This is a genomic window from Streptomyces sp. NPDC059897, assembly GCF_042730865.1.
Lineage (GTDB): Bacteria > Actinomycetota > Actinomycetes > Streptomycetales > Streptomycetaceae > Streptomyces.
This window is the reverse complement of record NZ_JBHWKQ010000017.1, coordinates 132597-155913: the sequence shown is the minus strand read 5'-3', so window position 1 is coordinate 155913 and position 23317 is coordinate 132597. Positions and strand designations below refer to the sequence as shown.

Here is a 23317-nt window from a genome sequence, read left to right as displayed (position 1 = left end):
TGGAGACGGGGTATCAACAAATTTTGGCGTTGATTTTTGGCACGCTGTTGAGTTCTCAAGGAACGGACGCTTCCTTTGTACTCACCCGCAGAACATTCTCTGGGGCTTTCCTCCGGGCGCTTCCCTTCAGTCTTGCTTTTCTTGCTGTTTTGCGTTTCCGATTCTATCAGATCGTTTTCCGATCCGTTTTCCTCGGTCCCGCTCCGCTTTCCGGCCTTTCGGCTTTCCGGCGAGTCCGACTCTATCAGATCCTCTCGGGCCTGATTCCCAGTCAGGGGGGCTTGTCTTCGCGGCTGTTGGGCCGTTCCGACGAGTGAGACTTTAGCGGATTCCCGGCCCCCGAGCTAATCGGGGTCGCGTCCTTTCGAACGTGGATTCCTCATTTCGCAAAGACGCACGTAAATACAGACGACGACCGAGCAGAAGCCAGTCGTCGTGCATATGAGAGGTCTTGCGGAATGGTTGCCCGGGGACCGACCGGAGTCGGCGCTCACGGCGGACAACTCGGAGAACACTACGGATGGGCCCGTGGCGTGTCAACTTCACGCCTCGGGCCCGTACGCAGGTCAGCTGTTGTTGCCGGAGGCCAGTTCGCGGCTGCGGTCGCGGGCCGCTTCGAGGGCGGCGATGAGGGCGGCGCGTACGCCGTGGCTCTCGAGTTCGCGGATCGCGTTGATGGTCGTGCCGGCGGGGGACGTCACGTTCTCGCGGAGCTTGACCGGGTGCTCGCCGCTGTCGCGGAGCATCGTGGCGGCGCCGATGGCGGACTGGACGATGAGGTCGTGGGCCTTGTCGCGCGGGAGGCCGAGGAGGATGCCCGCGTCGGTCATGGCCTCCACCAGGAAGAAGAAGTAGGCGGGGCCCGAGCCGGAGAGGGCGGTGCAGGCGTCCTGCTGGGACTCGGGGACGCGGAGGGTCTTGCCCACCGAGCCGAAGAGTTCCTCGGCGTGGGAGAGGTGCTCCGCCGTCGCGTGCGTGCCCGCGGAGATGACGGACATCGCCTCGTCGACCAGGGCCGGGGTGTTCGTCATGACGCGGACCACCGGGGTGCCCTCGGGGAGGCGCTCCTCGAAGAAGGTGGTGGGGATGCCGGCCGCGCCGCTGATGACGAGGCGGTCGGCGGGGACGTGCGGGGCCAGCTCCGTGAGGAGGGTGCCCATGTCCTGGGGCTTGACCGTGAGGATCAGGGTGTCGGCCTGCTTGGCGGCTTCCTGGTTGCTGACCGGGGTGACGCCGTAACGGGTGCGGAGCTCCTCGGCGCGCTCGGGGCGGCGGGCCGTGACCATGAGGTCGCCCGGTGCCCAGCCGCCGCGGATCATTCCGCTGAGCAGGGCTTCACCGATCTTGCCCGTGCCGAGTACGGCGACCTTGTGGCGGGGGTGCTGGCTCATGAGCGGGGCCTTCCGTGTGCGTCGTCCGTCCGCAGGCATCCTCGCATCGGGCGGGCCCGGGGTTCGCGGGGTGTCCGGTGGGCGGAACGGGGCGCAGGCCCCGGGGTCACGCCGTGCGGCGGCGCAGGGTTGCGGCGCCGAGGGCGAGGACCAGGAGCGCGCAGCCGGCGACGATCACGGCGTCGCGGATGTAGGTGGCGGTGAGGTCGGTGTGCCTGAGGACCTCGTTCATGCCGTCGACCGCGTACGACATGGGGAGGACGTTGGAGATTCCCTCGAGGACCGGCTGCATCTGGTCGCGCGCGGTGAACAGGCCGCAGAGCAGCAGCTGCGGGAAGATCACCGCCGGCATGAACTGGACCGCCTGGAACTCCGATGCCGCGAAGGCCGAGACGAAGAGGCCGAGGGCCGTGCCGAGCAGGGCGTCGAGGAGGGCGACCAGGAGGAGCAGCCAGGCCGATCCCGTGACGTCGAGGTCCAGGGCCCAGAGGGCGAGGCCCGTGGCGAGGACCGACTGGACGACGGCCACGGTGCCGAAGGCGAGTGCGTAGCCGCCGATCAGGTCCGCCTTGCCGAGGGGCATGGACAGGAGGCGTTCCAGGGTGCCGCTGGTGCGTTCGCGAAGGGTGGCGATGGACGTCACCAGGAACATCGTGATGAGCGGGAAGATGCCGAGGAGCGAGGCGCCGATGGAGTTGAAGGTGGCCTGGCTGCCGTCGAAGACGTAGCGGAGCAGGAAGAGCATCACGCACGGGACGAGCAGCATCAGGGCGATCGAGCGCGGGTCGTGGAGGAGCTGGCGCAGGACGCGGAGCGCGGTGGCGGTGGTGCGGTATGTGTTCATGGTGGGTTCCCAGGGCGTCTGTGGATGCGTGGGTGGATGCGTGGGTGCGTCTGTGCGTGCGTCAGCGGGCGGTGGTCGTCGCGTTCGCCTCGTCGACCAGGTGGAGGAAGGCCTCTTCGACGGTGGGCGAGGCGGTGCGCTCGCGCAGGGCGTCGGGGCTGTCGTCGGCGAGGAGTTCGCCCTCGCGCATGAGGAGGAGGCGGTGGCAGCGCTCGGCCTCGTCCATGACGTGCGAGGAGACGAGGATCGTGGTGCCGCGGGCGGCGAGGTCGTGGAAGAGGATCCACAGGTCGCGGCGGAGGACCGGGTCGAGGCCGACGGTCGGCTCGTCGAGGACGAGGAGTTCCGGGGTGCCGAGGAGGGCGACGGCCAGGGAGACGCGGCTGAGCTGGCCGCCGGAGAGGTTTCCGGCGAGGGCGTCCGCGTGGGAGGTGAGGTCTACGTCGGTCAGGACGCGGTCGACCTCGGAGTTGCGGTGGGCGGCGGCGGACCTGCCGGGGAGCAGGACGGAGGCGAAGTAGGCGAGGTTCTGGCGGATGGACAGGTCGAGGTAGACGGAGGGGGCCTGGGTCACGTAGCCGACGCGGGAGCGCAGCTTGGGGTGGCCTGCGGGGTGGTCGAGGACGGTGAGGGTGCCGGTGACCTTGGCCTGGGTGCCGACGATGGCGCGCATGAGGGTCGACTTGCCGCAGCCGGAGGGGCCGAGCAGGCCGGTGATCTGGCCGCGCGGGACGGTGAAGTCGAGGGCGTGGAGGACGGGGCGGGGGCCGCGGGTGACGGATAGGGCGGTGGCGTTCACGGCGGGTGGCGGGGTTTTATTCATCATGCGATGAATAATCCTCCGGAGGGGTGGGGGCGTCAAGGTGGGGTGGGTCGGGGGTGGGGGTTTTGGGTGGGCGGCGACGGGGGGTGGGGCTTTGCCGGGGTGGGGCCGGTCGGCATGGGTGCGCGAGCCGGGGCGGGGCTCTTGCCGTGGTCGGCGCCCGTCGTCAGGGGTGCGCGGCGCCAGGAGCGGGGCTTTGCCGGGGCGGCGCCCGTTGGCATGGGTGCGCGGCACCGGGGGCCGCCTTGCCCACCCTGCCGCCCAAGGCGGCAGATTGCCCAAGGCGGGGCGGCACCCAGCCGTCACGGGTGGGGAACCGGGGCGGCGGCAGATTGCCCACAGCTGGGACGGCTGCCCGTAGCCGTTGCGAGACCCCGTGGGGCCTACGCCCCTGGAGGGGGCGGGTGGGTGGGAGATTGGGCGGGGGAACGGGCCGGGGAACGGGGGCCTGGCGGGGCGGTGCGGGCAGGTAAATCAAGCCCCTGCGGCGATTGAGCAGCGGGGTCCGGGGCGGAGCCCCGTGGCCGTGACAGCGGTGGGCAGATTCAGACCCGGCGGGCGGAGCCCCGTGGCCGTGACAGCGGTGCAGCACAAGATCAGTCCCGAGGGCGCAATGACGGTGCCGCGGGGCCGGGACCCGGTGGGGTCAGTGGTTGCGCTTCTTTTTGGAGGGGTTGCCTGTGCGACGTGAGGTGCGGCGGGCGTACTGGGCGCGAGCCGCCTCGTACTCCTCGCGGCGGAGCTTCTCGCCCGGGGCCTCGACGAGGCAGCGCAGCGCGTAGGCGATCAGGACGCCGACGAAGCCGATCGCCAGGAAGCCGCGCAGCGACGCCTGCTTCTCGGGGTCGTGGCGCTCCGTGAAACCGGTACGGGTGCGGGCGAAGGCGAGCGCGCTGCAGACCGCGAACATCACGATGAGCAGCAGGTTCACCAGGGAGCCGACGTCGGCGATGGCCAGGCCCTCGTAGGCGAACCGGAGGACGAAGCAGCCGGCCGCCGCCAGGACGAGCGCGCCCGCTCCGACCGCGGCCCGGCGCAGGCCGTAGTTGCCGCTGTGGTCGACCCAGGTCGTGCCGAAGAAGCGGATCTCCTCGGGCTGGGGCCCCGGGGCCGGGGAGGTGCTGGGGGTGCCGGTTTCGTCGCTCACGCCCTCGATTATCACCGGACCGGGCCGCGCGTCCCGCAGCCCGGTCCGCTCGCGCGGCTCAGGCGCAGCGCGGCGCCACGTAGCCGTCACTGCCCGTCTTCACGTAGGCGTCGGCGACGTACTCGCCGACACCGATGTTGTCCCAGATCTTCGACGTGCCGTACGGGCCCGCGACCGTCTGGCCCGGCTTCTGGCAGAAGATCGGCACCTTCGCGCTCAGCGGCAGCACGCGCACCACGCGGTACTGGGTGCCGGGGCCGCTGCGGACGTTCACGTTGTAGCCCGGGGCCACCGAGTAGTACATCGACGCCGCCGCCGCTTCCACGGACTGAGCGGACTTGTCCGACTGGACGGACTGCTCCTCTGGTGCCATTTTCGTGCGCCTCCCCCGTCGGGCCGACCCGTTCAACGTTCATTGAGGGCCCGTTGAAATATGTGTGTTGGAATGTCGAACACGCAGGCTAGCAAGGCCCGTTCATCGGCCACGGGGGGCGTGGACATGCCGTCGTACAACAGCATCGGGAGCGGACCGGAAGCGGAACTTCCGGAGTATGCCGGGCACTACCGGCTGGAGGAGCGCCTCGGCGCCGGCGGCATGGGCGTCGTGCATCTGGCGCGGTCGGCGGCGGGGCTGCCGCTCGCGGTGAAGGTGGTGCACGCCGAGTTCGCGGAGGACCCCGAGTTCAGGGGACGGTTCCGGCAGGAGGTGGCGGCCGCCCGGCGGGTCAGCGGGGCCTTCACCGCGCCGGTCGTCGACGCCGACCCGGAGGCCGGACGGCCCTGGATGGCCACGCTGTTCATCCCCGGCCCGACCCTCGCCGAGCACGTCAAGCGGAACGGGCCCCTGGGCCCGGCCCAGCTGCGGCACCTGACGGCGGGCCTCGCCGAGGCGCTGCGCGACATCCATCGCGCCGGAGTCGTGCACCGGGACCTGAAGCCGAGCAATGTGCTGCTCGCCGAGGACAGCCCCAAGGTCATCGACTTCGGGATCTCGCGGCCGAAGGACAGCGAACTGCGCACCGAGACGGGGAAGTTGATCGGTACGCCGCCGTTCATGGCGCCCGAGCAGTTCCGCCGCCCGCGCGAGGTCGGCCCGGCCGCCGACGTGTTCGCGCTCGGTTCGCTGCTCGTGCACGCGGCGACCGGGCGGGGTCCCTTCGACTCCGACAGCCCCTACCTGGTGGCGTACCAGGTGGTGCACGACGAACCGGATGTGTCCGGTGTGCCCGACGAGCTGGCGCCGCTCGTCCTCGCCTGCCTGGCGAAGGAGCCGGAGGACCGGCCCACGCCCGACGAGCTGATGGCGGAGCTGCGGAGCGTCTCTGCGCGGTACGACACGCAGGCGTTCATCCCGGCGCAGCGCGAGCCGGTCGAGCCGGCCACCGCCGACCCCGTCAGCCCCGCCGATGAGGAGCCCCGTTCACCGGCGCCGCGGCGCCCCCGCCCCCGCCCCCGTACCCTCCTCACCCTCGCCGGGGCCCTCGCCCTGGGCGGCGCGCTCACCGCGACGCTGCTCACGGGAGGCGACTCCGGCACCGGCACCCGGAGCGCCCCGGCGGGCTCCCCCGCCACGTTCCACCCCTGGCGGAGCAAGCTCGGCCCCGGTCCCGCGCCCGCCTGCTCGTACGGGGCCGGGAGCCTGAACTGCGCCGTGCCCGGCACGTTGGCCGTGGCGCTGGATCCGCGGGACGGTTCGGTGCGGTGGAAGCGGAAGGCGTCCGGCGCGGCGGGTGACGTCGGCGGGGCGGCGCCCGTGGTGTCGGGCGGCCTGGTGCACGCGCTCACCCCGGACGGCTCGCGGCTCGTCGCGATGGCGGCCGATACGGGCAGGTCCCGCTGGTCGATGGACGTGTCCCGGTTCCAGGGGCAGGTGCGCCAGGCGGCCGGGCGGGTGCTCCTCGCGGCGCCGGACGGCACGCTGAGCGCGGTCGACAGCGCGACCGGGCGACAGGAGTGGAGCCGTCGCCAGGCCCTGGGGCCGCAGTCCGCCCTCTCGTACGTCGGTGGCGGCCTGGCCTACGCCACGGCGCCCGCGCCCGACGGGGCGAACACCCAGGTGAGCGCGGTGGATCCGAGGACGGGTGAGGTCCGCTGGCGGCAGCGGTCGCCGGGCACCGCGACCCCGATCGGGGTGTCCGGCGGGGTCGTGTGGTGCACGGAGCGGGACGCGTCGGGAGAGACCGTCGCGCTCGTCGGGCATCGCCTCGCGGACGGGGCGGTGGCGCGTCGCGTACGGCTGGCCCTGCCGCTGCCCGCCGCGACGGCGGCGCTGCACGGGGACACCGCGTATCTGCTCGCGGCGGGCGGTGCGCTGGTGGCGCAGGACCTCGCGTCGGGCAAGGAGCTGTGGCGGTCGGAGACCTCCGTGAGCCGGGGCTCGGCGCCCGCCGTCGACGCCGCGTCGGGCCGGGTCTACGTGACGGCCCCCGACGGGCGGCTGCTCGCGGTGGACCGGCGTACGGGGCGTCCCGTCGGCCAGAGCGGCCCCAGGCCCGCGGGCCGCTCCGACCGGGTGGTGGCCGAGATCCCGGCGCCCGTCGTGAGCGGCGGCCGGGTGTACGGGAGCGCGCCGGACGGCACCGTCTCCGGTGCCGCCACGGCGGACGATCCTTAGAAGGGCGTTGGAAGGGCGTTGGAAGGGCGGGCTTCAGCCGAGCTGCGACACGTCGCGGACCGCGCCCGTGTCGGCGCTGGTGGCCATCGCGGCGTAGGCGCGCAGCGCGGCCGAGACCTTGCGCTCGCGGGACTTGGGGGCGTAGACGCCACCGAGTGCCTCGCGGCGGGCGGCCAGCTCCTCCTCGCTCACGAGGAGTTCGATGCCGCGGTTCGGGATGTCGATGCGCACGCGGTCGCCGTCCTCGACGAGCGCGATGGTGCCGCCGGCGGCGGCCTCGGGCGAGGCGTGGCCGATGGACAGGCCCGACGTACCGCCGGAGAAGCGGCCGTCCGTGACGAGCGCGCAGGCCTTGCCGAGGCCGCGGCCCTTCAGGTACGAGGTCGGGTAGAGCATCTCCTGCATGCCGGGGCCGCCCTTGGGGCCCTCGTAGCGGATGACGACGACGTCGCCCTCCTTGACCTGCTTGAGCAGGATCTTCTCGACGGCCTCCTCCTGCGACTCGCAGACGACGGCCGGGCCCTCGAAGGTCCAGATGGACTCGTCGACACCGGCGGTCTTCACGACGCAGCCGTTCTCGGCGAGGTTGCCCTTGAGGACGGCGAGGCCGCCGTCCTCCGAGTACGCGTGGGCGACGTCGCGGATGCAGCCGCCCGCGGCGTCGGTGTCGAGGGTGTCCCAGCGCTCGGACTGCGAGAAGGCCTCGGCGGAGCGCTTGCAGCCGGGGGCCGCGTGCCACAGCTCGCTCGCCTCCTCGGTGGCCGAGCCGCCGCGGATGTCCCAGTCGTCGAGCCATTCCTTGATCGACGAGGAGTGGACGGTGTGCACGTCCTCGTGGAGCAGCCCGCCGCGGTACAGCTCGCCGAGGATCGCGGGGATGCCGCCGGCGCGGTGCACGTCCTCCATGTAGTACGTGCCGCCGGGCGCCACGTTCGGGGCGACCTTGGACAGGCACGGGACGCGGCGCGAGACGGCGTCCATGTCGGCCAGCGTGTAGTCGAGCTCGGCCTCCTGGGCGGCGGCCAGCAGGTGCAGGATCGTGTTCGTCGAGCCGCCCATGGAGATGTCGAGCGCCATCGCGTTGTCGAAGGCGGCGCGGGTGGCGATGTTGCGCGGCAGCACCGACTCGTCGTCGCCGTCGTAGTAGCGCTTGGCGATCTCGACGACCGTGGCGCCCGCCTTCTCGTACAGCGCCTTGCGGGCGGTGTGGGTGGCGAGCACCGAGCCGTTGCCCGGCAGGGAGAGGCCGATGGCCTCGGTCAGGCAGTTCATCGAGTTGGCGGTGAACATGCCGGAGCAGGAGCCGCAGGTCGGGCAGGCGTTCTCCTCGATGCGGAGGATGTCCTCGTCCGAGACGCTCTCGTTCACCGCGTCGCTGATCGCGTTGACCAGGTCGAGTTTTCGGACGGTGCCGTCGACCAGCGTGGCCTTGCCGGCCTCCATGGGGCCGCCGGAGACGAAGACGGTCGGGATGTTGAGGCGCAGCGCGGCGTTCAGCATGCCGGGCGTGATCTTGTCGCAGTTCGAGATGCAGATCAGCGCGTCCGCGCAGTGCGCCTCGACCATGTACTCGACCGAGTCCGCGATCAGGTCGCGGGAGGGCAGCGAGTACAGCATGCCGCCGTGGCCCATCGCGATGCCGTCGTCGACGGCGATCGTGTTGAACTCGCGGGCGATGCCGCCCGCCGCCGTGATGGCCTCGCTGACGATGCGGCCCACGGGCGACAGGTGCGTGTGGCCGGGCACGAACTCCGTGAAGGAGTTGGCGACCGCGACGATCGGCTTCCGGCCGATGTCCGCACCGGGTACACCGGAGGCACGCATAAGGGCGCGGGCGCCCGCCATGTTGCGGCCGTGGGTGACTGTGCGGGACCTCAGCTCGGGCATCGTCGCTCGCTCCTTCAGAGGGATATCAAGTCAGAGGGATATCAAGACTGTCTCCCGAGACTACGCCGCCGATCCAAGCACCGGACAGGGTGTCCGAATGCCGGGACGGCCGTCTCACCTGCTGCTCAGCGGGCGTTCCTCACGGGCCGGTCAGGTGCAGCTGCACCACGGGGGCGATCCGGGCGATGATCCGCTCCGGGTCGGCGGAGGCGATGGGCTCCACCCGCATCACGTAGCGGATCATCGCGGTGCCCACGAGCTGCGCGGCGGCCAGCGCGACCCGCAGCTCGGCCTCGTCCCGCGGCAGGTCGACGCGCTCGGCGATCCGCGCGAGCAGCCGGGAGGCGACGAGCCGGCGCAGGACGCCCGCGGCCACGTCGTTGTTCACGGCGGAGCGCAGGATCGCGAGCAGCGGGACCCGGGTCTCGGGCGCCTCCCACACGCCGAAGAAGAACCGGGTCATGCGCTCGCCGACCTCGTCCAGGGGCCCGTCGGCCAGGGCGGCGGGGGCGTCGAGCGCCGGGGCGAGCGCCACCTCGATCGACGCGGCGAACACCTGCTCCTTGGTGCCGAAGTAGTGGTGCACCAGGGCCGAGTCCACCCCGGCGGCCTTGGCGATGCCGCGCACCGAGGCCTTGTCGTAGCCGCGCTCGGCGAACTCCTCGCGGGCCGCGTCGAGGATCCGGGCCCGAGTGTCCCCGGTCTCCGTACGGGCGGGGCGGCCCCTGCGGCGCACCGGCTGGGTCATGAACGCGGCACCCGCGCGGCCGACGCCAGGTGCAGGCGGGCGAAGGCGAGGGCCTCCGCCAGATCGGCCTCGCGTTCGGCGCTGGACATGGCGCGCCGGGTGTTGACCTCGATGACGACGTGCCCGTCGAAACCGTTCACGGCGAGACGGTCCAGGAGCTCGGCGCAGGGCTGCGTGCCGCGGCCGGGCACCAGGTGCTCGTCCTTGCCGGAGCCGCCGCCGTCGGCGAGGTGGACGTGGCCGAGGCGGTCGCCCATCCGGTCGATCATCTGCATCGCGTCGGTGCGGGCCGTCGCGGTGTGGCTGAGGTCGACCGTGAAGTGCCGGTAGTCGTCCTTGGTCACGTCCCAGTCGGGGGCGTACGCGAGCATCTCGCGGTCCCGGTAGCGCCACGGGTACATGTTTTCGACGGCGAACCGCACATCGGTCTCGCCCGCCATCCGCCAGATGCCCTGCACGAAGTCGCGGGCGTACTGGCGCTGCCAGCGGAACGGGGGGTGCACGACCACGGTCGACGCCCCCAGCTTCTCCGCGGCCGCCCGCGCGCGCTGGAGCTTCACCCACGGGTCCGTCGACCACACGCGCTGCGTGATCAGCAGACATGGCGCGTGGACGGCGAGGATCGGGATGCGGTGGTAGTCGGAGAGGCGGCGCAGGGCCTCTATGTCCTGGCTGACGGGATCGGTCCAGACCATGACCTCTACGCCGTCGTAGCCCAGGCGCGCGGCGATCTCGAAGGCCGTCGCCGTCGACTCCGGGTACACGGAGGCCGTGGACAGCGCGACCTTCGCATCCGGGATGCGCACCACTGGTTCTGCCACGGGGACAGGGTACGGCCCCGTCGTTCCGGTGGGGCGCCCACCCGGGGGATCACGCCGGTCCGGATCGTTGCGGCCAGCCGCGCCTACGTCTCGGGGCTCTGCCCCGGACCCCGCGCCTCAATCGCCGGCGGGGCTTTATTTGGCTAGCCAGCCGGCAGATGGTCCAAGCGGCGGAGGATGACGCCCTCGCGGAGGGCCCAGGGGCAGATTTCCAGGGTTTCCACGCCGAAGAGGTCCATCGCGCCCTCCGCCACCAGCGCCCCGGCGAGCAGCTGCGCGGAGCGGCCCTCGGAGACTCCCGGCAGCTCGGAGCGCTCCTGCGCGGTCATCGCGGCGAGCTGCGGCACCCAGTCCTCCAGGGACTTCCGCTTCAACTCCCGCTGGACGTAGAGGCCCTCCGCGGAGCGCGCCGCCCCGGCGAGACGTGCGAGCTGCTTGAACGTCTTCGATGTGGCCACCACGTGGTCCGGCGCCCCGAACCGGGCGAACTCGCCGACCGTGCGCGCGATCTGCGCCCGCACGTGCCGCCGCAGCGCCTTCACGTCGTCCGGATCCGCCGGGTCCCCCGGCAGCCAGCCCGCCGTCAGCCGGCCGGCACCGAGCGGCAGCGACACCGCGGCGTCCGGCTCCTCGTCGATGCCGTACGCGATCTCCAGGGAGCCGCCGCCGATGTCGATCACCAGGAGCCTGCCCGCCGACCAGCCGAACCAGCGCCGGGCCGCCAGGAACGTGAGCCGTGCCTCTTCCTCGCCACTGAGCACCCGCAGTTCGACGCCCGTGGCCTCCTTGACCCGGGCGAGGACGTCGTCGGCGTTGCTCGCCTCGCGCACCGCCGAGGTCGCGAACGGCAACAGGTCCTCGACGCCCTTGTCCTCCGCGGCCTCCAGGGCCCCTCTGACCGTTCCGATCAGCTGGTCCACGCCGTCGGGGCCGATCGCCCCGCGGGCGTCGAGGAGTTGGGCGAGCCGCAGCTCCGCCTTGTGCGAATGCGCCGGCAGCGGGCGGGCGCCGGGGTGCGCGTCCACCACGAGCAGGTGGACCGTATTCGAACCCACGTCGAGGACACCGAGTCTCATGTAGGGAACGCTACCCATCCGGGCGGCGTGCCCGTCCAGGAAGGTCCTGTTGAAGGCCGCGACGCCTTTACTCTGGAACGGTGCCAAAGACGAAAAAGGCCAAGGCCGACAAGAGCGACAAGAAGACGAAGTCGGCAAAGCAGGAGCTGAAGCAGCAGAAGGATCTCCAGAAGCAAGCGAAGCAGCGGGCCAAGGCGGACGAGAAGCCGATCGACTTCCCGCGCGCGTGGGTCGAGTTCCCGGACCCGGCGGACGACGAGCAGATCTTCCGCTGCGATCTGACATGGCTGACCTCTCGTTGGAGCTGCATCTTCGGCAGCGGCTGCCAGGGCATCCAGGCGGGCCGCGCCGACGACGGCTGCTGCACGCTCGGCGCGCACTTCTCCGACGAGGACGACGAGAAGCGGGTCGCGGAGCACGTGGCACGCCTCACGCCGGACATCTGGCAGCACCACGACATCGGCACCGAGACCGGCTGGGTGTCGACGGACGAGGACGGGGAGCGCCAGACCCGCCCGTACCAGGGCTCGTGCATCTTCCAGAACCGGCCGGGCTTCGAGGGCGGCGCGGGCTGCTCGCTGCACATCCTGGCGCTCAAGGAGGGCCGCGAGCCCCTGGAGACGAAGCCGGACGTGTGCTGGCAGCTCCCGGTCCGGCGTACGTACGAGTGGGTCGAGCGGCCGGACGACACCAAGGTGCTCATGGTCTCGATCGGCGAGTACGACCGGCGCGGCTGGGGTCCGGGCGGCCACGACCTGCACTGGTGGTGCACGTCGGCGACCTCGGCGCACGGCGCGGGCGACCCGGTGTACGTCTCGTACGGTCCCGAGCTGACCGAGCTGATGGGCAAGGCCGGCTACGACAAGCTGGTCGAGCTGTGCGAGGAGCGCCTCGCGGCCGCGCCCAAGGGCCTGCCGCTGATCGCCCCGCACCCGGCCGACCCCGCGTAACGCGCACATCCGGGACGGGTGGCCGTCAGGGGGTCCCTGACGGCGAGCCCGATCCGGACCCGCCGGTCCCGGAGGGCGAGGCCGTCGGCGACGCCGAGTCAGTGGGCTCGGGGTCGCTCGGGCTCGGCGACGTGGTCGGCTCCTGCGTCGGCCCGGGCGAGGTGCGCGTCGGCGTGGGCGTCGGCTCGGACGGGGACGTCGGGACGGAGTGGGTCGGCGAGGGACGCGAGGTGCCACCGCCGCCGCCGGAACCGGAACTCCCGTAGCCCTCAAGGGAGATGATCGCTCCGGAGGGGTCGATCCCGACGTGCGCCGTCCAGTGCCCGCGCGGCTCCCGGTACTCGTTCACGTACACGTGGATCGTGATCGACTCCCCAGGGCGCAGCGTGCCCGCGGCCTGGCTCAGGTACAGCCAGGACGCGTCCGTGGAGGCCGTCCAGTCGACGGGCGAGCGGCCCGACGCGGTGAGCGTGATCGCCGTCGCGTTCCCGACAGGCTGCGCCTCCACGGTGATGCGGCCGGGGCCGCGGCCCGCGTGCCCGGGCGGCGAGGTGACCTCCACCGAGACGTCGGGCGAGCGGCTGCCCTTGGTGAAGCGGGGGTCGGGGCTCGTCCGCGCGTTCCCCGCGTTCTCGTACGCGCCTCCGGTGCGCTCCCCGTCGAGGCTGTCGGCCGTGCCGTCCTCGCTGGCCGTCACGGAGCGGCCGTCCGCTGCCTCGCCGGTCAGCGGGGCGCCCCGGTAGGCGGCCCACAGGGCGAGCACCGGGGCGGCGACGACGGTGGCCACCACCGTCGTCGTCACGGCGCGGGAGCGCAGCCGGTCGCGGCGGGCGGCGCGGTCCTTGGGGTCCATCGGGTAGCCGCGCCGGTCGAAGCGCGGGGCGCCAGGGTGCCTGCCGTGCATCGCGAAGTGCAGCGCGGGGCGCGGGGCCTCCACGAGGGGCAGCGCGGCGGGCGTCACCGAGGTGCCGGGCCAGGCGCGGGGCGCGGCGCGCTCGGCGGTGCGGCGGCAGCGCGGGCAGTCGTCGACGTGCCGGACCAGCTCGCGGCGCAGGGCGGCCGACAGGAGCACCTGGTTGTCCCCGGTGAGGCGGGCGACGCTGGGGCAGGTGCCGGTCTCGACGACGGCGAGTGCGGCGCGGGTCCGCTCGACCTCGCAGGCCGCGGCCGAGAGCAGCTCACGGGTGGCGGTGGGGTCGGTGCCGAGGACGGCGGCGACCTCGCGCGGCGACAGCTGGTGGCGCACGGCCAGCTCCAGGGCCTCGCGCTGCTCCGGGGTCGTGCCCGCGGCCTCCGGCCAGGCGAGCTGGGCCAGCTGCCGCCTGCGCTCCTCCTGGAGGAGGCCGTCCTCGGCCCTGCCGCTGTCCTGCGCGCTCTGCCGCCGCCGATTGGCCTCCGCCAGACGGCGCAGGCAGGACCAGCGGGCCAGCGCGTAGAGCCAGGCCCTGCGCTCGGCGGGCGAGTCGCCCGACGGGGCGCGGGAGCCGCGCCGCTCGGCGAGCGCGAGGGCGTCGCCGAGGGCCTCGGTCGCCTCCTCGTGGTCGCAGAGCACGGAGAGGCAGTAGGTGAACAGGCCGTCCAGACACGACTCGTACCGGGCGGGCGGGCGCTGCGGGGCGGTACGCGGCCCCTGCCGCCTCGCCCCGGCGCGGTGCGCCCGGTGTGCGCCGGTGGTCTGTGTGGGAGTTTCCGGCCTGCTGCTCATCACCGTGCGACCGTAGGCTCACCGCGCGGGGGCTTCCTCCCCCTTGAGCACATTTAATCCTTACGGGTGAAACGATCCCTCAAAAGAGGACAGGAAGCCGTCATTCCGTGGCCAGCACGGCTACGCGGGGCGACTTCCGCGGCGGCGGCACGGGCCGCGGCGGCCCGTTGTCAGTCCTGCCCGCTACGGTTTCGTTCATGGCTGCCCGTACCAAGACCAAGGACCGTCCGTCCTACCGCTGCACCGAGTGCGGCTGGCAGACGGCCAAGTGGCTGGGCCGCTGCCCCGAGTGCCAGGCCTGGGGGACGATCGACGAGTACGGCGCGCCCGCCGTGCGCACCACCGCACCGGGCCGCGTCACCACCTCCGCGCTGCCCATCGGCGAGGTCGACGGCAAGCAGGCGACGGCCCGGACCACCGGCGTGCCCGAGCTGGACCGGGTCCTCGGCGGCGGCCTGGTGCCCGGCGCCGTGGTGCTGGTCGCGGGCGAGCCCGGCGTCGGCAAGTCCACGCTGCTGCTGGACGTGGCGGCGAAGTCGGCCAGCGAGGAGCACAAGACCCTCTACGTGACGGGCGAGGAGTCGGCCTCCCAGGTCCGCCTGCGCGCCGACCGCATCCACGCGCTCGACGACCACCTGTACCTGGCGGCGGAGACCGATCTGGCCACGGTCCTCGGCCACTTGGACGCGGTGAAGCCGTCGCTGCTCATCCTGGACTCCGTACAGACGATCGCGTCCGGGGAGATCGACGGGGCGCCCGGCGGCATGTCCCAGGTCCGCGAGGTGGCCGGGGCGCTCATCCGCGCCTCCAAGGAGCGCGGCATGTCCACCCTCCTGGTCGGGCACGTCACCAAGGAGGGCACCATCGCGGGCCCCCGCCTCCTGGAGCACCTGGTCGACGTGGTCCTGAACTTCGAGGGCGACCGGCACGCGCGCCTGCGCCTCGTCCGAGGCGTCAAGAACCGCTACGGGACGACGGACGAGGTCGGCTGCTTCGAGCTGCACGACGAGGGCATCACGGGCCTGGCCGACCCCAGCGGCCTGTTCCTGACCCGGCGCGACGAGCCGGTGCCCGGCACCTGCCTGACCGTCACCCTGGAGGGCCGCCGCCCGCTGGTCGCCGAGGTCCAGGCGCTCACGGTGGACTCGCAGATCCCCTCGCCCCGGCGCACCACATCAGGGCTTGAGACCTCGCGCGTCTCCATGATGCTGGCGGTGCTCGAACAGCGCGGGCGGATCAGCGCGTTGGGCAAGCGGGACATCTACTCCGCGACGGTCGGCGGCGTGAAGCTCTCCGAGCCCGCCGCCGACCTGGCCGTCGCGCTGGCCCTCGCCTCCGCGGCGAGCGACACCCCGCTGCCCAAGAACCTCGTGGCGATCGGAGAAGTAGGCCTCGCGGGCGAGGTCAGAAGGGTCACGGGCGTGCAGCGCCGGCTCGCCGAGGCACACCGGCTCGGGTTCACGCACGCCCTGGTCCCGGCCGATCCCGGAAAGGTCCCGGCCGGTATGAAGGTCCTGGAAGTCGCCGATATAGGGGACGCTCTGCGGGTGCTGCCGAAGGGCCGTCGCCGAGACGCCCCGCAGGAGCCGGAGCAGCGCCGGTAGACTTTGCCCTGGTCTCGCCCGCGCGTGCGAACGCGAGGTGCGAAGGCCCCGAGCCCACAGGGCACCCCAAAGTCTGCGATCCGGAGGAGTGCAGTGGCAGCCAATGACCGGGCGGCAACTCCCGGCAAGTCCGGCGGAAGCTCCGGCGCGGACAGCCTGATGCGCGCCGCGCTCAGCGCCGTCGCGCCCGGAACCGCCCTGCGCGACGGTCTGGAGCGCATCCTCCGCGGCAACACCGGAGGCCTCATCGTCCTCGGCTCCGACAAGACGGTCGAGTCGATGTGCACGGGCGGCTTCATCCTCGACGTGGAGTTCGCGGCCACGCGCCTGCGCGAGCTGTGCAAGCTCGACGGCGGCATCGTGGTCTCCTCGAACCTCGACAAGATCCTGCGGGCCGGCGTCCAGTTGGTGCCGGACCCGACGATCCCGACCGAGGAGACCGGCACCCGGCACCGCACGGCGGACCGGGTCTCCAAGCAGGTCGGCTACCCCGTCGTCTCGGTCTCCCAGTCGATGCGCCTGATCGCGCTCTACGTGGACGGCCAGCGCCGGGTCCTGGAGGACTCGGCGGCGATCCTGTCCCGCGCCAACCAGGCCCTCGCGACCCTGGAGCGCTACAAGCTGCGCCTCGACGAGGTGGCGGGCACGCTCTCCGCCCTGGAGATCGAGGACCTGGTCACGGTCCGGGACGTCACGGCGGTCGCGCAGCGCCTGGAGATGGTGCGCCGCATCGCCACGGAGATCGCCGAGTACGTCGTCGAGTTGGGCACGGACGGCCGTCTTCTGGCGCTGCAGCTCGACGAGTTGATCGCGGGCGTCGAGCCGGAGCGCGAACTGGTCGCGCGGGACTACGTGCCCGAGCCCACCGCCAAGCGCTCCCGCACGGTCGCGGAGGCCCTGGTCGAGCTGGACGCGCTCAGCCACGCGGAACTGCTCGAACTGCCGATAGTGGCACGGGCCCTGGGCTACACCGGCTCCCCCGAGGCGCTCGACTCGGCGGTGTCCCCGCGCGGCTTCCGGCTCCTCGCCAAGGTGCCGCGGCTTCCCGGCGCCATCATCGACCGCCTCGTGGAGCACTTCGGCGGCCTGCAGAAGCTGCTGGCCGCGAGCGTGGACGACCTGCAGACGGTCGACGGCGTGGGCGAGGCGCGGGCGCGCAGTGTCCGTGAGGGCCTGTCGCGGCTGGCGGAGTCGTCGATCCTCGAGCGGTACGTGTAGCCGATTCCAGCCCCGCCGGCGTTTGAGGCGCGGGGTCCGGGGCAGAGCCCCGAGACCCCAGCGCCGGACGGCGTCGAACCTAGTCTTCCTTCAGCACGAACGACGTCTGCGCCGCAGGCAGTTGCGCCGCCTTGACCTCGACCAGGTAGGTCCCCGGCGTCGCGGAACCCGCGGGCGGCGTCGCACAGCGCGGCTCGCTCGGCCGCAGGTCCCACGTGAAGTCCCGCTGCACCGTGCCGCCCGCGGGGGCCCGCAGCACCATGCTGCCCGCCCCGGCCGGGCAGTCGTCGGAGGACCAGAAAGGCTTGTCGCCCTCCGCCTTGGTGATCGTGACCACCGCGGTCTTCGGCCCGAGGTCGACCTTGCAGGACTTGTCCGCCGTGTTCTTGGCGACGAGCTGGAACTTCGGCTTGTCCCCGGGCGCGTACGAGTTGTGGACGCTGCGCACCTTCAGGGTCACGCCGCCCGCCGTGCAGTCCGGGAGGCTGGAGCCGGCCGGGACCTGGTCCCCGGAGGCCGTGCCCCCGCTGCCGCCGCCCGTGCCGTCACCGGAGTCGCCGCCCGCCGCGTCGTCCGAACCGCCGGAGCCCGCGCCGGAACCCGAACCGCCGGAGCCCGAGCCCGAACCGCCGGAGCCGCCCGACTCGTCGCGCCCGCCGGGGTGTTCGCTGATCGCGGGCCCCGTTCCGGAGGGGCCGGGCGTGATGGACTCCGTCGGACTCTTGCCGCCTGAGCCGCCGGCGCCGTTCTTCCCGGCGCCACCGCCCAAGTTGACGATCCATACGATCAGCAGGGCGAGCAGCGCCACAACGGACAGCAGAACAGCCCTCCGTCGCCAATAGATGGAGGAGGGAAGCGGCCCGATCGGATTGCGCAGAGATCCCACGGCTCAAACCTTACGAGAGATCGGGCCGTTGTCCGGTGCCACCCGCCGCCTCGGACCCCAAGTTTTCCGGATCATCATCACGCGCGGGCGCCCGAACGGGCTCCGGGACCCCTGTCGATCGTCAGGTGCGGGCCGGGACCATCGCCGGATGTGACAAGCCTTCGGTATTGCATACTGTCCGTCACCATGGGAACCATCGACTCCGACCTTTATCGCGGCATCCTCGACTTCGCCCACGACACGCCGTCGTGGATCCAGCACCTCATGGAGGTGTGGACGGAAGTCGGCCTGCTGCTGTTCGCCGTGCTCTTCGTCGTCGCCTGGTGGCGGGCCCGGCGCAGCGACCCGAAGGCCTTGGCCGTCGCGGTGCTCGCCCCGCTGGTCACCGCTGTGGCGTACGTGATCAGCGAGACGGTCAAGTCGGGGATCGACGAGGAGCGGCCCTGCCGAGCCGTCTCGGGCGCCCTGCCGCCCCTGATCGACTGCCCGGTCTACGGAGACTGGTCGTTCCCCTCCAACCACGCCACGATCGCCGCCGCCGCGGCAGTGGGCCTCGCGCTGGCCTGGCCGAAGATCGGCCGGCTGACCGTGCCGATGGCGATCCTCATGGCGTTCTCGCGCGTCTTCGTGGGCGTGCACTATCCGCACGACGTCGCCGCGGGGCTGCTGCTCGGCACCCTGGTCGCGTTCCTCGTCGTCCGCCTGCTGACCCGGCCGGGGGCGCGGGTGACCGAGGCGATGCGGGGGTCCGGGAACGGGCTGGTGCAGTGGTTCGCCGGGCCGGGGCCCGCGGGGGCCGGGTACGGCTCGGCGTCCGAGGGCCGCTCGCGGCGCGGTTCGCACCGGCGCTGAACCCGCCGCCGTCTACGTCAGCAGCCCCGCCTCGTACGCCACGATGGCCGCCTGCACGCGGTTCTTGACCTCCAACCGGTCGAGGACCGCGCTGACGTAGGCCTTCACCGTGCCCTCCACGAGGTGCAGCCGCCCGGCGATCTCCGGGTTCGACAGGCCCGCGCCGACCAGGCCGAGCACCTCGCGCTCGCGCGGGGTGAGCGCCGCGACCCGCTGCCGGGCCGCGGCCTCGCGGGTCAGCCGGCCGCCGCCGAGCCCGTCGATGACGTGCCGGGCCACCTTCGGCGACAGGAACGCGGCGCCGTCCGCCACCGCCCGTACGCCCGCCATCAGTTCGTGCGGGTCGCCGGACTTGAGCAGGAAGCCGGTCGCGCCGCCGCCGAGGGCCCGCGCCACGTAGGCGTCCTCGGAGAACGTGGTCAGCATCGCCACCGCAGTGCCGGGCACCGTCGCCGTGATCTCCTCGGCCGCCGCGAGCCCGTCCAGGCGGGGCATGCGGATGTCGAGGAGCGCCACGTGCGGGCGGTGGGCCTGGGCGAGGCGCACGGCCTCCCGGCCGTCGGCGGCCTCCGCGACGACCTCGAAGTCGCCGCCCGCGGCGAGGATCGCGGCGACGCCGGCCCTGACCATCGCCTCGTCGTCGGCGAGCAGCACCCGGATCCGGCCGCCCGGCTCGCTCAGCGCGCCCATTCCCGCTCCTCTTCCCGTACCTGGTCGGCGGTGCCCGCCTTGGGGATCACCGCCTTGTCGATGAGCGTGTGCGCCGCGTCGTCGGCGAAGCAGAGCCTGAAGTGGTCGACCGTCACGAACAGTTCGCCGCTCGCCCGGTAGTAGCGGCAGTCGGCGCGGGCGGGCGGCGGCGTGGGCGCGCGCTCGACCGGTGGATCGCTGATCGTGCGCTCGGGCAGCCGCGGTTCGACGTCGGCCAGGGGGTCGCCGGTCCGCAGCTGCGCGTACGCCTGCGGGCTGAGGACGGCGTGCGTCTTCGTGTACGCGTACCAGGTGAACGCCCCGCCGATCAGGACGGTTCCCACGACCGCGGCGGCTCCGAAGGCCAGGCCCACCCGGCGTCTTGCGGTGCGGCGGGCGTGCACGAAACCGGCGTCCGCGACGGGCGCGCGGGCGGCGCCGGGCGCGGGGAGGCGGGCGCTCACCCGGAAGCCGCCGTCGTGCGGTCCCGCATCGAAGCCTCCGCCGAGCGCGGTGACGCGCTCCCGCAGGCCGAGCAGTCCGGTGCCGCTGCCGGACGGTGCGGCGGCCCCGTTCGCCGGGCGGGCGTTGGTGACGGTGACGGTCGTGGTGGTGCCGTCCTGCCGCGCCTCCACGGTGACGGGGACGCCCGGCGCGTACTTGGCGGCGTTCGTCAGGGCTTCCTGGACGACGCGGTAGGCGGTGCGGTCGTCGGCTTCCGGAGTGTTCTCGGGGGCGCTCACCAGACGCACCGGGAGACCGGACCCGGCGGCCCGCTCGACGAGTTCCGCGACGGTCTCGCCGGGCGGGGCGAGCGGGGCCTGCTCGTCGTCCGCCTCGCGCAGCAGCCCGATGATGGTGCGCAGCCGGTCGGTGGCGTCGGAGGCGGCGGAGCGGAGTTCGGCGGCGGCCGTGCGGTGCGCCTCGGCGAGGCCGGGGGTGACCTGGAGGGCGCCTGCGCGCAGGGCGATCAGGCTGAGTTCGTGGCCCAGGGAGTCGTGCATGTCCTGTGCGATCCGGGCCCGTTCGCGCAGCCGGGCGCGGTCCGCGACGATCAGGTGCTCGCGCTCCAACTGCTCGGCCCTGGCCCAGCCGGCGGCGGTCAGCTCCCGGCTCTGGCGCCAGTAGCGGCCGATGAGCCAGGGGAAGACCGCGCCGAACAACAGCGTCCCCATGAGCACCAGCCACTCGGCGGCCGGGTCGACCTGCCGGATGCCGATCTTGAGCGTGCCTGCGACGGCGACCGCCCCGAACCCGAGCAGCGCGGACCGCACGGCCGGCGAACGCAGCCCCATCAGATACGCGAAGGCCGCGAGCCCGCACCCGTACGAGAGCGTGAACAGGGACGAGGCGGCGGCGAGCCCCGGCGCGGCCGCGAGCAGGAACGCGGTGGCGGGGAGCCTGCGGTGCAGCGCGGCGGCGGCGCCGAGCGCGGCGATCCCGGCGAGCTGCTGCCAGGCGCTGTCGGGTTCGTGCAGATGCAGCCACTCGACGGCGAGCACGGGAACGGCGAGCGCCGACCAGAGCGCCAGGTCGACCAGCAGGGCACGTCGTCGGGGCTTCACCCCACCGACGCTACAAGCGGGCCGCCGGGCAGCACCCCTGCCGATCGTCAGGTCCCGCCCCCGGACGACGGCCCCCGCACCGCCAGCCCCCGCGCTCCCCCGCCCCGCCCCCCGCACGTGGCAGGATCGGACATGCCATGACTGCGCTCACGAAGAACCCCGAGAACGCCGATCTCCACGCACCGGTCATCGACTGGTTCACCGAGCACGCCCGCGACCTGCCCTGGCGCCGCCGCGACGCGGGCCCGTGGGGCGTGATGGTCAGCGAGTTCATGCTCCAGCAGACCCCGGTCAACCGCGTGCTCCCCGTGTACGAGCAGTGGCTCGCCCGCTGGCCCCGCCCCGCCGACCTCGCCGCGGAGGCCCCCGGCGAGGCCGTCCGCGCCTGGGGCCGGCTCGGCTATCCGCGCCGTGCCCTGCGCCTGCACGGCGCCGCCGTCGCCATAACGGAGCGCCACGGCGGTGACGTACCGACCGGCCACGCGCAGCTCCTCGCGCTGCCGGGCATCGGCGAGTACACGGCCGCCGCCGTCGCCTCGTTCGCGTACGGGCAGCGGCACGCGGTGCTCGACACGAACGTGCGGCGGGTGTTCGCCCGCGCCGTGGCCGGCGTGCAGTACCCGCCGAACGCGACGACCGCCGCCGAGCGCAAGCTGGCCCGGGAGCTGCTGCCCGAGGAGGAGGACACCGCCGCCAAGTGGGCCGCCGCCTCCATGGAGCTGGGCGCCCTGGTGTGCACCGCCAAGAACGAGGAGTGCCACCGCTGCCCGATCGCGGCGATGTGCTCCTGGCGGCTCGCGGGCAAGCCCGCGCACGAGGGCCCGCCGCGCCGCGGCCAGACGTACGCGGGCACGGACCGGCAGGTCCGCGGCAAGCTGCTGGCCGTGCTGCGGGAGGCCGTGGCCCCGGTGCCGCAGGCGGCGCTCGACCGGGTGTGGGACGAGCCGGTGCAGCGGGCCAGGGCCCTGGACGGCCTGGTCGACGACGGTCTGGTGGAGCCGCTCGCGGGTGGCCTCTACCGGCTTCCGCAGGGCTGATCCGGGCCCGGTTTTAGGCGGCCCTTACGTTCGTTACACAACCGACGGGTAGTCGTGCGTTGGCCGCTGGCCGGAACGGACAACGCCGTGACAACTCCTCCGTAACTTCTTCCTCGTAACCGCACAGGATCTGTGCGGACCACGGGGATTGCGGGAAGCGGGAGGCAGTTGATCATGGCGCACGCCGGTGAGGTGCTCGGGTTCGAAGAGTACGTGCGGACGCGGCAGGACGCCCTGCTGCGCAGCGCCCGGCGTCTGGTGCCCGACCCGGTCGACGCCCAGGACCTGCTGCAGACCGCGCTCGTGCGGACGTACGGGCGGTGGGACGGCATAGCGGACAAGCGGCTTGCCGACGCGTATCTGCGCCGCGTCATGATCAACACGCGGACCGAGTGGTGGCGCGCCCGCAAGCTGGAGGAAGTGCCCACCGAGCAGCTGCCGGAGTCCTCGATCGACGACTCGACGGAGCAGCACGCGGACCGCGCCCTGCTGATGGACGTCATGAAGGTGCTCGCTCCGAAGCAGCGCAGCGTCGTGGTGCTGCGACACTGGGAGCAGATGTCCACCGAGGAGACGGCCGCCGCGCTGGGAATGTCGGCCGGAACCGTGAAGAGCACGCTGCACCGGGCCCTTGCCCGGCTCCGTGAGGAGCTGGAGAAGCGGGAGCGCGAGGAACTGGCCGGCCGCGCGCTCGACGTGAAGGAGCGGGAGCGTTGCGCGGCCTAGGCATACGTGCCTCGGGGATTCGTAGGTCCCTGATGCGGGGGCGGTCCGCCCTGATGCGGGGCATGAAGGCGGGGAGCGCGGTGATCGCCGGGCTCGCCGCCCTCGGGCTGTTCGCCGGGGTCCTCGCGGCGTGCTCGACCGGCGGCACCGGCCCCCGTGACGAGGGCCCGGCCCGCACGGACCCGGTCGGGTCGACGGCGGCGGGCAGCGCGAGCCCCTCGGCCGCCGCGTCGCCGAGCGCCCCGAGCTCCGCCGAAGCGGTGCGGATGGTGAAGAAGGACCCGGCGGTCAGCGCCGACATCAAGCGCGACCTGAAGCCGTGCGTCGCGGACGAGTACCCGGTGGACGTGAGCTACGGAACGCTGACCGGCGGCTCCCGGAGCGACGTCCTGGTCAACGTGATGACCTGCGGGGACGCGGTCGGCATCGGCACGTACGTGTATCGCGACGAGGGCGGCACGTACAAGAATGTGTTCAAGGCCGAGGAGCCCCCGGTGTACGCGGAGATCGACCGGGGTGATCTCGTGGTCACCAAGCAGGTGTACGAGAAGGGTGACTCGGTCGCCTCACCGTCGGGCGAGGAGATCCTCACCTACCGGTGGAGCGGGCACGGTTTCGCCCAGGAGAGCCGCACGCACAACGACTACAGCAACGCGGTGGACGGCGAGAGCCCGGCGCCCTCGGACGACGACGCCGGCTGAGCGGCATGGTGAAGGCAGACGTGGAGGAGAGA

At 72.8% G+C, this 23317-nt stretch carries 22 protein-coding genes; 9 read left to right on the top strand and 13 right to left on the bottom strand.

Going from position 1 to position 23317, the window contains the following annotated elements; all coding sequences use genetic code 11:
• A partial coding sequence (locus ACFV9W_RS20805) for a hypothetical protein (RefSeq protein ID WP_385762925.1) occupies window positions 1-317 on the top strand: 317 nt, incomplete at its 5' end.
• Window positions 318-566: 249 nt separating this feature from the next.
• Here the strand turns inward: ACFV9W_RS20805 and proC are convergent.
• From proC to ACFV9W_RS20780, 5 genes are all read right to left on the bottom strand, one after another.
• Window positions 567-1391 carry a pyrroline-5-carboxylate reductase gene (gene proC, locus ACFV9W_RS20800; protein WP_385762923.1) on the bottom strand — a complete coding sequence of 275 codons (825 nt, stop codon included), beginning with the start codon at window positions 1389-1391 and terminating at the stop codon, window positions 567-569.
• Between the two features lie 106 nt (window positions 1392-1497).
• A complete protein-coding gene (locus ACFV9W_RS20795; RefSeq protein ID WP_385762921.1) occupies window positions 1498-2235 on the bottom strand; it encodes an ABC transporter permease in 738 nt (245 codons plus the stop codon).
• Window positions 2236-2296: 61 nt separating this feature from the next.
• Window positions 2297-3061: an ABC transporter ATP-binding protein gene (locus tag ACFV9W_RS20790; RefSeq protein ID WP_385762919.1), complete on the bottom strand. Its 765-nt coding sequence runs from the start codon at window positions 3059-3061 to the stop codon at window positions 2297-2299.
• Window positions 3062-3704: 643 nt separating this feature from the next.
• Window positions 3705-4205 carry an EamA/RhaT family transporter gene (locus tag ACFV9W_RS20785; protein ID WP_385762917.1) on the bottom strand — a complete coding sequence of 167 codons (501 nt, stop codon included), beginning with the start codon at window positions 4203-4205 and terminating at the stop codon, window positions 3705-3707.
• Window positions 4206-4263: 58 nt separating this feature from the next.
• Window positions 4264-4578: a peptidase gene (locus tag ACFV9W_RS20780; protein ID WP_385762915.1), complete on the bottom strand. Its 315-nt coding sequence runs from the start codon at window positions 4576-4578 to the stop codon at window positions 4264-4266.
• A gap of 126 nt (window positions 4579-4704) precedes the next feature.
• Between ACFV9W_RS20780 and ACFV9W_RS20775 the strand changes: the two genes are divergently transcribed.
• Window positions 4705-6819: a PQQ-binding-like beta-propeller repeat protein gene (locus ACFV9W_RS20775; protein WP_385762913.1), complete on the top strand. Its 2115-nt coding sequence runs from the start codon at window positions 4705-4707 to the stop codon at window positions 6817-6819.
• A 33-nt stretch (window positions 6820-6852) separates the two neighbouring features.
• Here the strand turns inward: ACFV9W_RS20775 and ilvD are convergent, their stop codons facing one another.
• The 4 genes from ilvD to ACFV9W_RS20755 form a co-directional block, all read right to left on the bottom strand.
• Complete coding sequence (gene ilvD / locus ACFV9W_RS20770; RefSeq protein WP_385762911.1) at window positions 6853-8706, bottom strand: dihydroxy-acid dehydratase; 1854 nt, start codon at window positions 8704-8706, stop codon at window positions 6853-6855.
• 139 nt (window positions 8707-8845) lie between these two features.
• Window positions 8846-9454 (bottom strand): TetR family transcriptional regulator, encoded by a 609-nt coding sequence (locus ACFV9W_RS20765; protein ID WP_385762909.1) that lies wholly within the window; start codon window positions 9452-9454, stop codon window positions 8846-8848.
• Entirely contained in the window at window positions 9451-10275 is an 825-nt protein-coding gene (locus ACFV9W_RS20760; protein WP_266711285.1) for a sugar phosphate isomerase/epimerase, read from the bottom strand. Before ACFV9W_RS20760 ends, ACFV9W_RS20765 begins: the two co-directional genes overlap by 4 nt.
• A 143-nt stretch (window positions 10276-10418) precedes the next feature.
• On the bottom strand, window positions 10419-11351 hold the full coding sequence (locus ACFV9W_RS20755; protein WP_385762907.1) for a Ppx/GppA family phosphatase: 933 nt from the start codon (window positions 11349-11351) through the stop codon (window positions 10419-10421).
• Between the two features lie 80 nt (window positions 11352-11431).
• On the opposite strand from ACFV9W_RS20755, the gene ACFV9W_RS20750 reads away from it, so the two are divergent.
• Window positions 11432-12301, top strand: coding sequence for a hypothetical protein (locus ACFV9W_RS20750; protein WP_385762905.1), 870 nt, complete (start codon window positions 11432-11434; stop codon window positions 12299-12301).
• Window positions 12302-12326: 25 nt separating this feature from the next.
• Here ACFV9W_RS20750 and ACFV9W_RS20745 read toward each other — a convergent pair whose 3' ends face one another.
• Window positions 12327-14006, bottom strand: a complete 1680-nt coding sequence (locus ACFV9W_RS20745; protein ID WP_385762903.1) for a hypothetical protein — start codon at window positions 14004-14006, stop codon at window positions 12327-12329.
• Between the two features lie 197 nt (window positions 14007-14203).
• Between ACFV9W_RS20745 and radA the strand changes: the two genes are divergently transcribed.
• Window positions 14204-15610 (top strand): DNA repair protein RadA, encoded by a 1407-nt coding sequence (gene radA, locus ACFV9W_RS20740; RefSeq protein ID WP_385762901.1) that lies wholly within the window; start codon window positions 14204-14206, stop codon window positions 15608-15610.
• A gap of 93 nt (window positions 15611-15703) precedes the next feature.
• Window positions 15704-16828 (top strand): DNA integrity scanning diadenylate cyclase DisA, encoded by a 1125-nt coding sequence (gene disA / locus ACFV9W_RS20735; protein ID WP_385762899.1) that lies wholly within the window; start codon window positions 15704-15706, stop codon window positions 16826-16828.
• 79 nt (window positions 16829-16907) lie between these two features.
• Here the strand turns inward: disA and ACFV9W_RS20730 are convergent, their stop codons facing one another.
• On the bottom strand, window positions 16908-17714 hold the full coding sequence (locus ACFV9W_RS20730) for a hypothetical protein (RefSeq protein WP_385762897.1): 807 nt from the start codon (window positions 17712-17714) through the stop codon (window positions 16908-16910).
• A gap of 186 nt (window positions 17715-17900) precedes the next feature.
• On the opposite strand from ACFV9W_RS20730, the gene ACFV9W_RS20725 reads away from it, so the two are divergent.
• Window positions 17901-18566 (top strand): phosphatase PAP2 family protein, encoded by a 666-nt coding sequence (locus tag ACFV9W_RS20725; RefSeq protein WP_385762895.1) that lies wholly within the window; start codon window positions 17901-17903, stop codon window positions 18564-18566.
• Window positions 18567-18578: 12 nt separating this feature from the next.
• Here ACFV9W_RS20725 and ACFV9W_RS20720 read toward each other — a convergent pair whose 3' ends face one another.
• Together ACFV9W_RS20720 and ACFV9W_RS20715 are read right to left on the bottom strand one after the other, a co-directional pair.
• Entirely contained in the window at window positions 18579-19256 is a 678-nt protein-coding gene (locus tag ACFV9W_RS20720; RefSeq protein WP_385762893.1) for a response regulator, read from the bottom strand.
• Window positions 19244-20821 carry a sensor histidine kinase gene (locus tag ACFV9W_RS20715; RefSeq protein ID WP_385762891.1) on the bottom strand — a complete coding sequence of 526 codons (1578 nt, stop codon included), beginning with the start codon at window positions 20819-20821 and terminating at the stop codon, window positions 19244-19246. The genes ACFV9W_RS20720 and ACFV9W_RS20715 overlap by 13 nt, the downstream gene beginning before the upstream one ends.
• Window positions 20822-20958: 137 nt before the next feature.
• Here ACFV9W_RS20715 and ACFV9W_RS20710 point away from each other — a divergent pair, with 137 nt between their 5' ends.
• The 3 genes from ACFV9W_RS20710 to ACFV9W_RS20700 all read left to right on the top strand — a co-directional run bounded on the left by ACFV9W_RS20710 (window position 20959) and on the right by ACFV9W_RS20700 (window position 23285).
• Window positions 20959-21858 carry an A/G-specific adenine glycosylase gene (locus ACFV9W_RS20710; protein ID WP_385762889.1) on the top strand — a complete coding sequence of 300 codons (900 nt, stop codon included), beginning with the start codon at window positions 20959-20961 and terminating at the stop codon, window positions 21856-21858.
• Window positions 21859-22032: 174 nt separating this feature from the next.
• On the top strand, window positions 22033-22584 hold the full coding sequence (locus ACFV9W_RS20705; RefSeq protein WP_385762887.1) for a SigE family RNA polymerase sigma factor: 552 nt from the start codon (window positions 22033-22035) through the stop codon (window positions 22582-22584).
• Between the two features lie 32 nt (window positions 22585-22616).
• On the top strand, window positions 22617-23285 hold the full coding sequence (locus tag ACFV9W_RS20700; RefSeq protein WP_385762885.1) for a hypothetical protein: 669 nt from the start codon (window positions 22617-22619) through the stop codon (window positions 23283-23285).
• Window positions 23286-23317 lie beyond the last annotated feature (32 nt).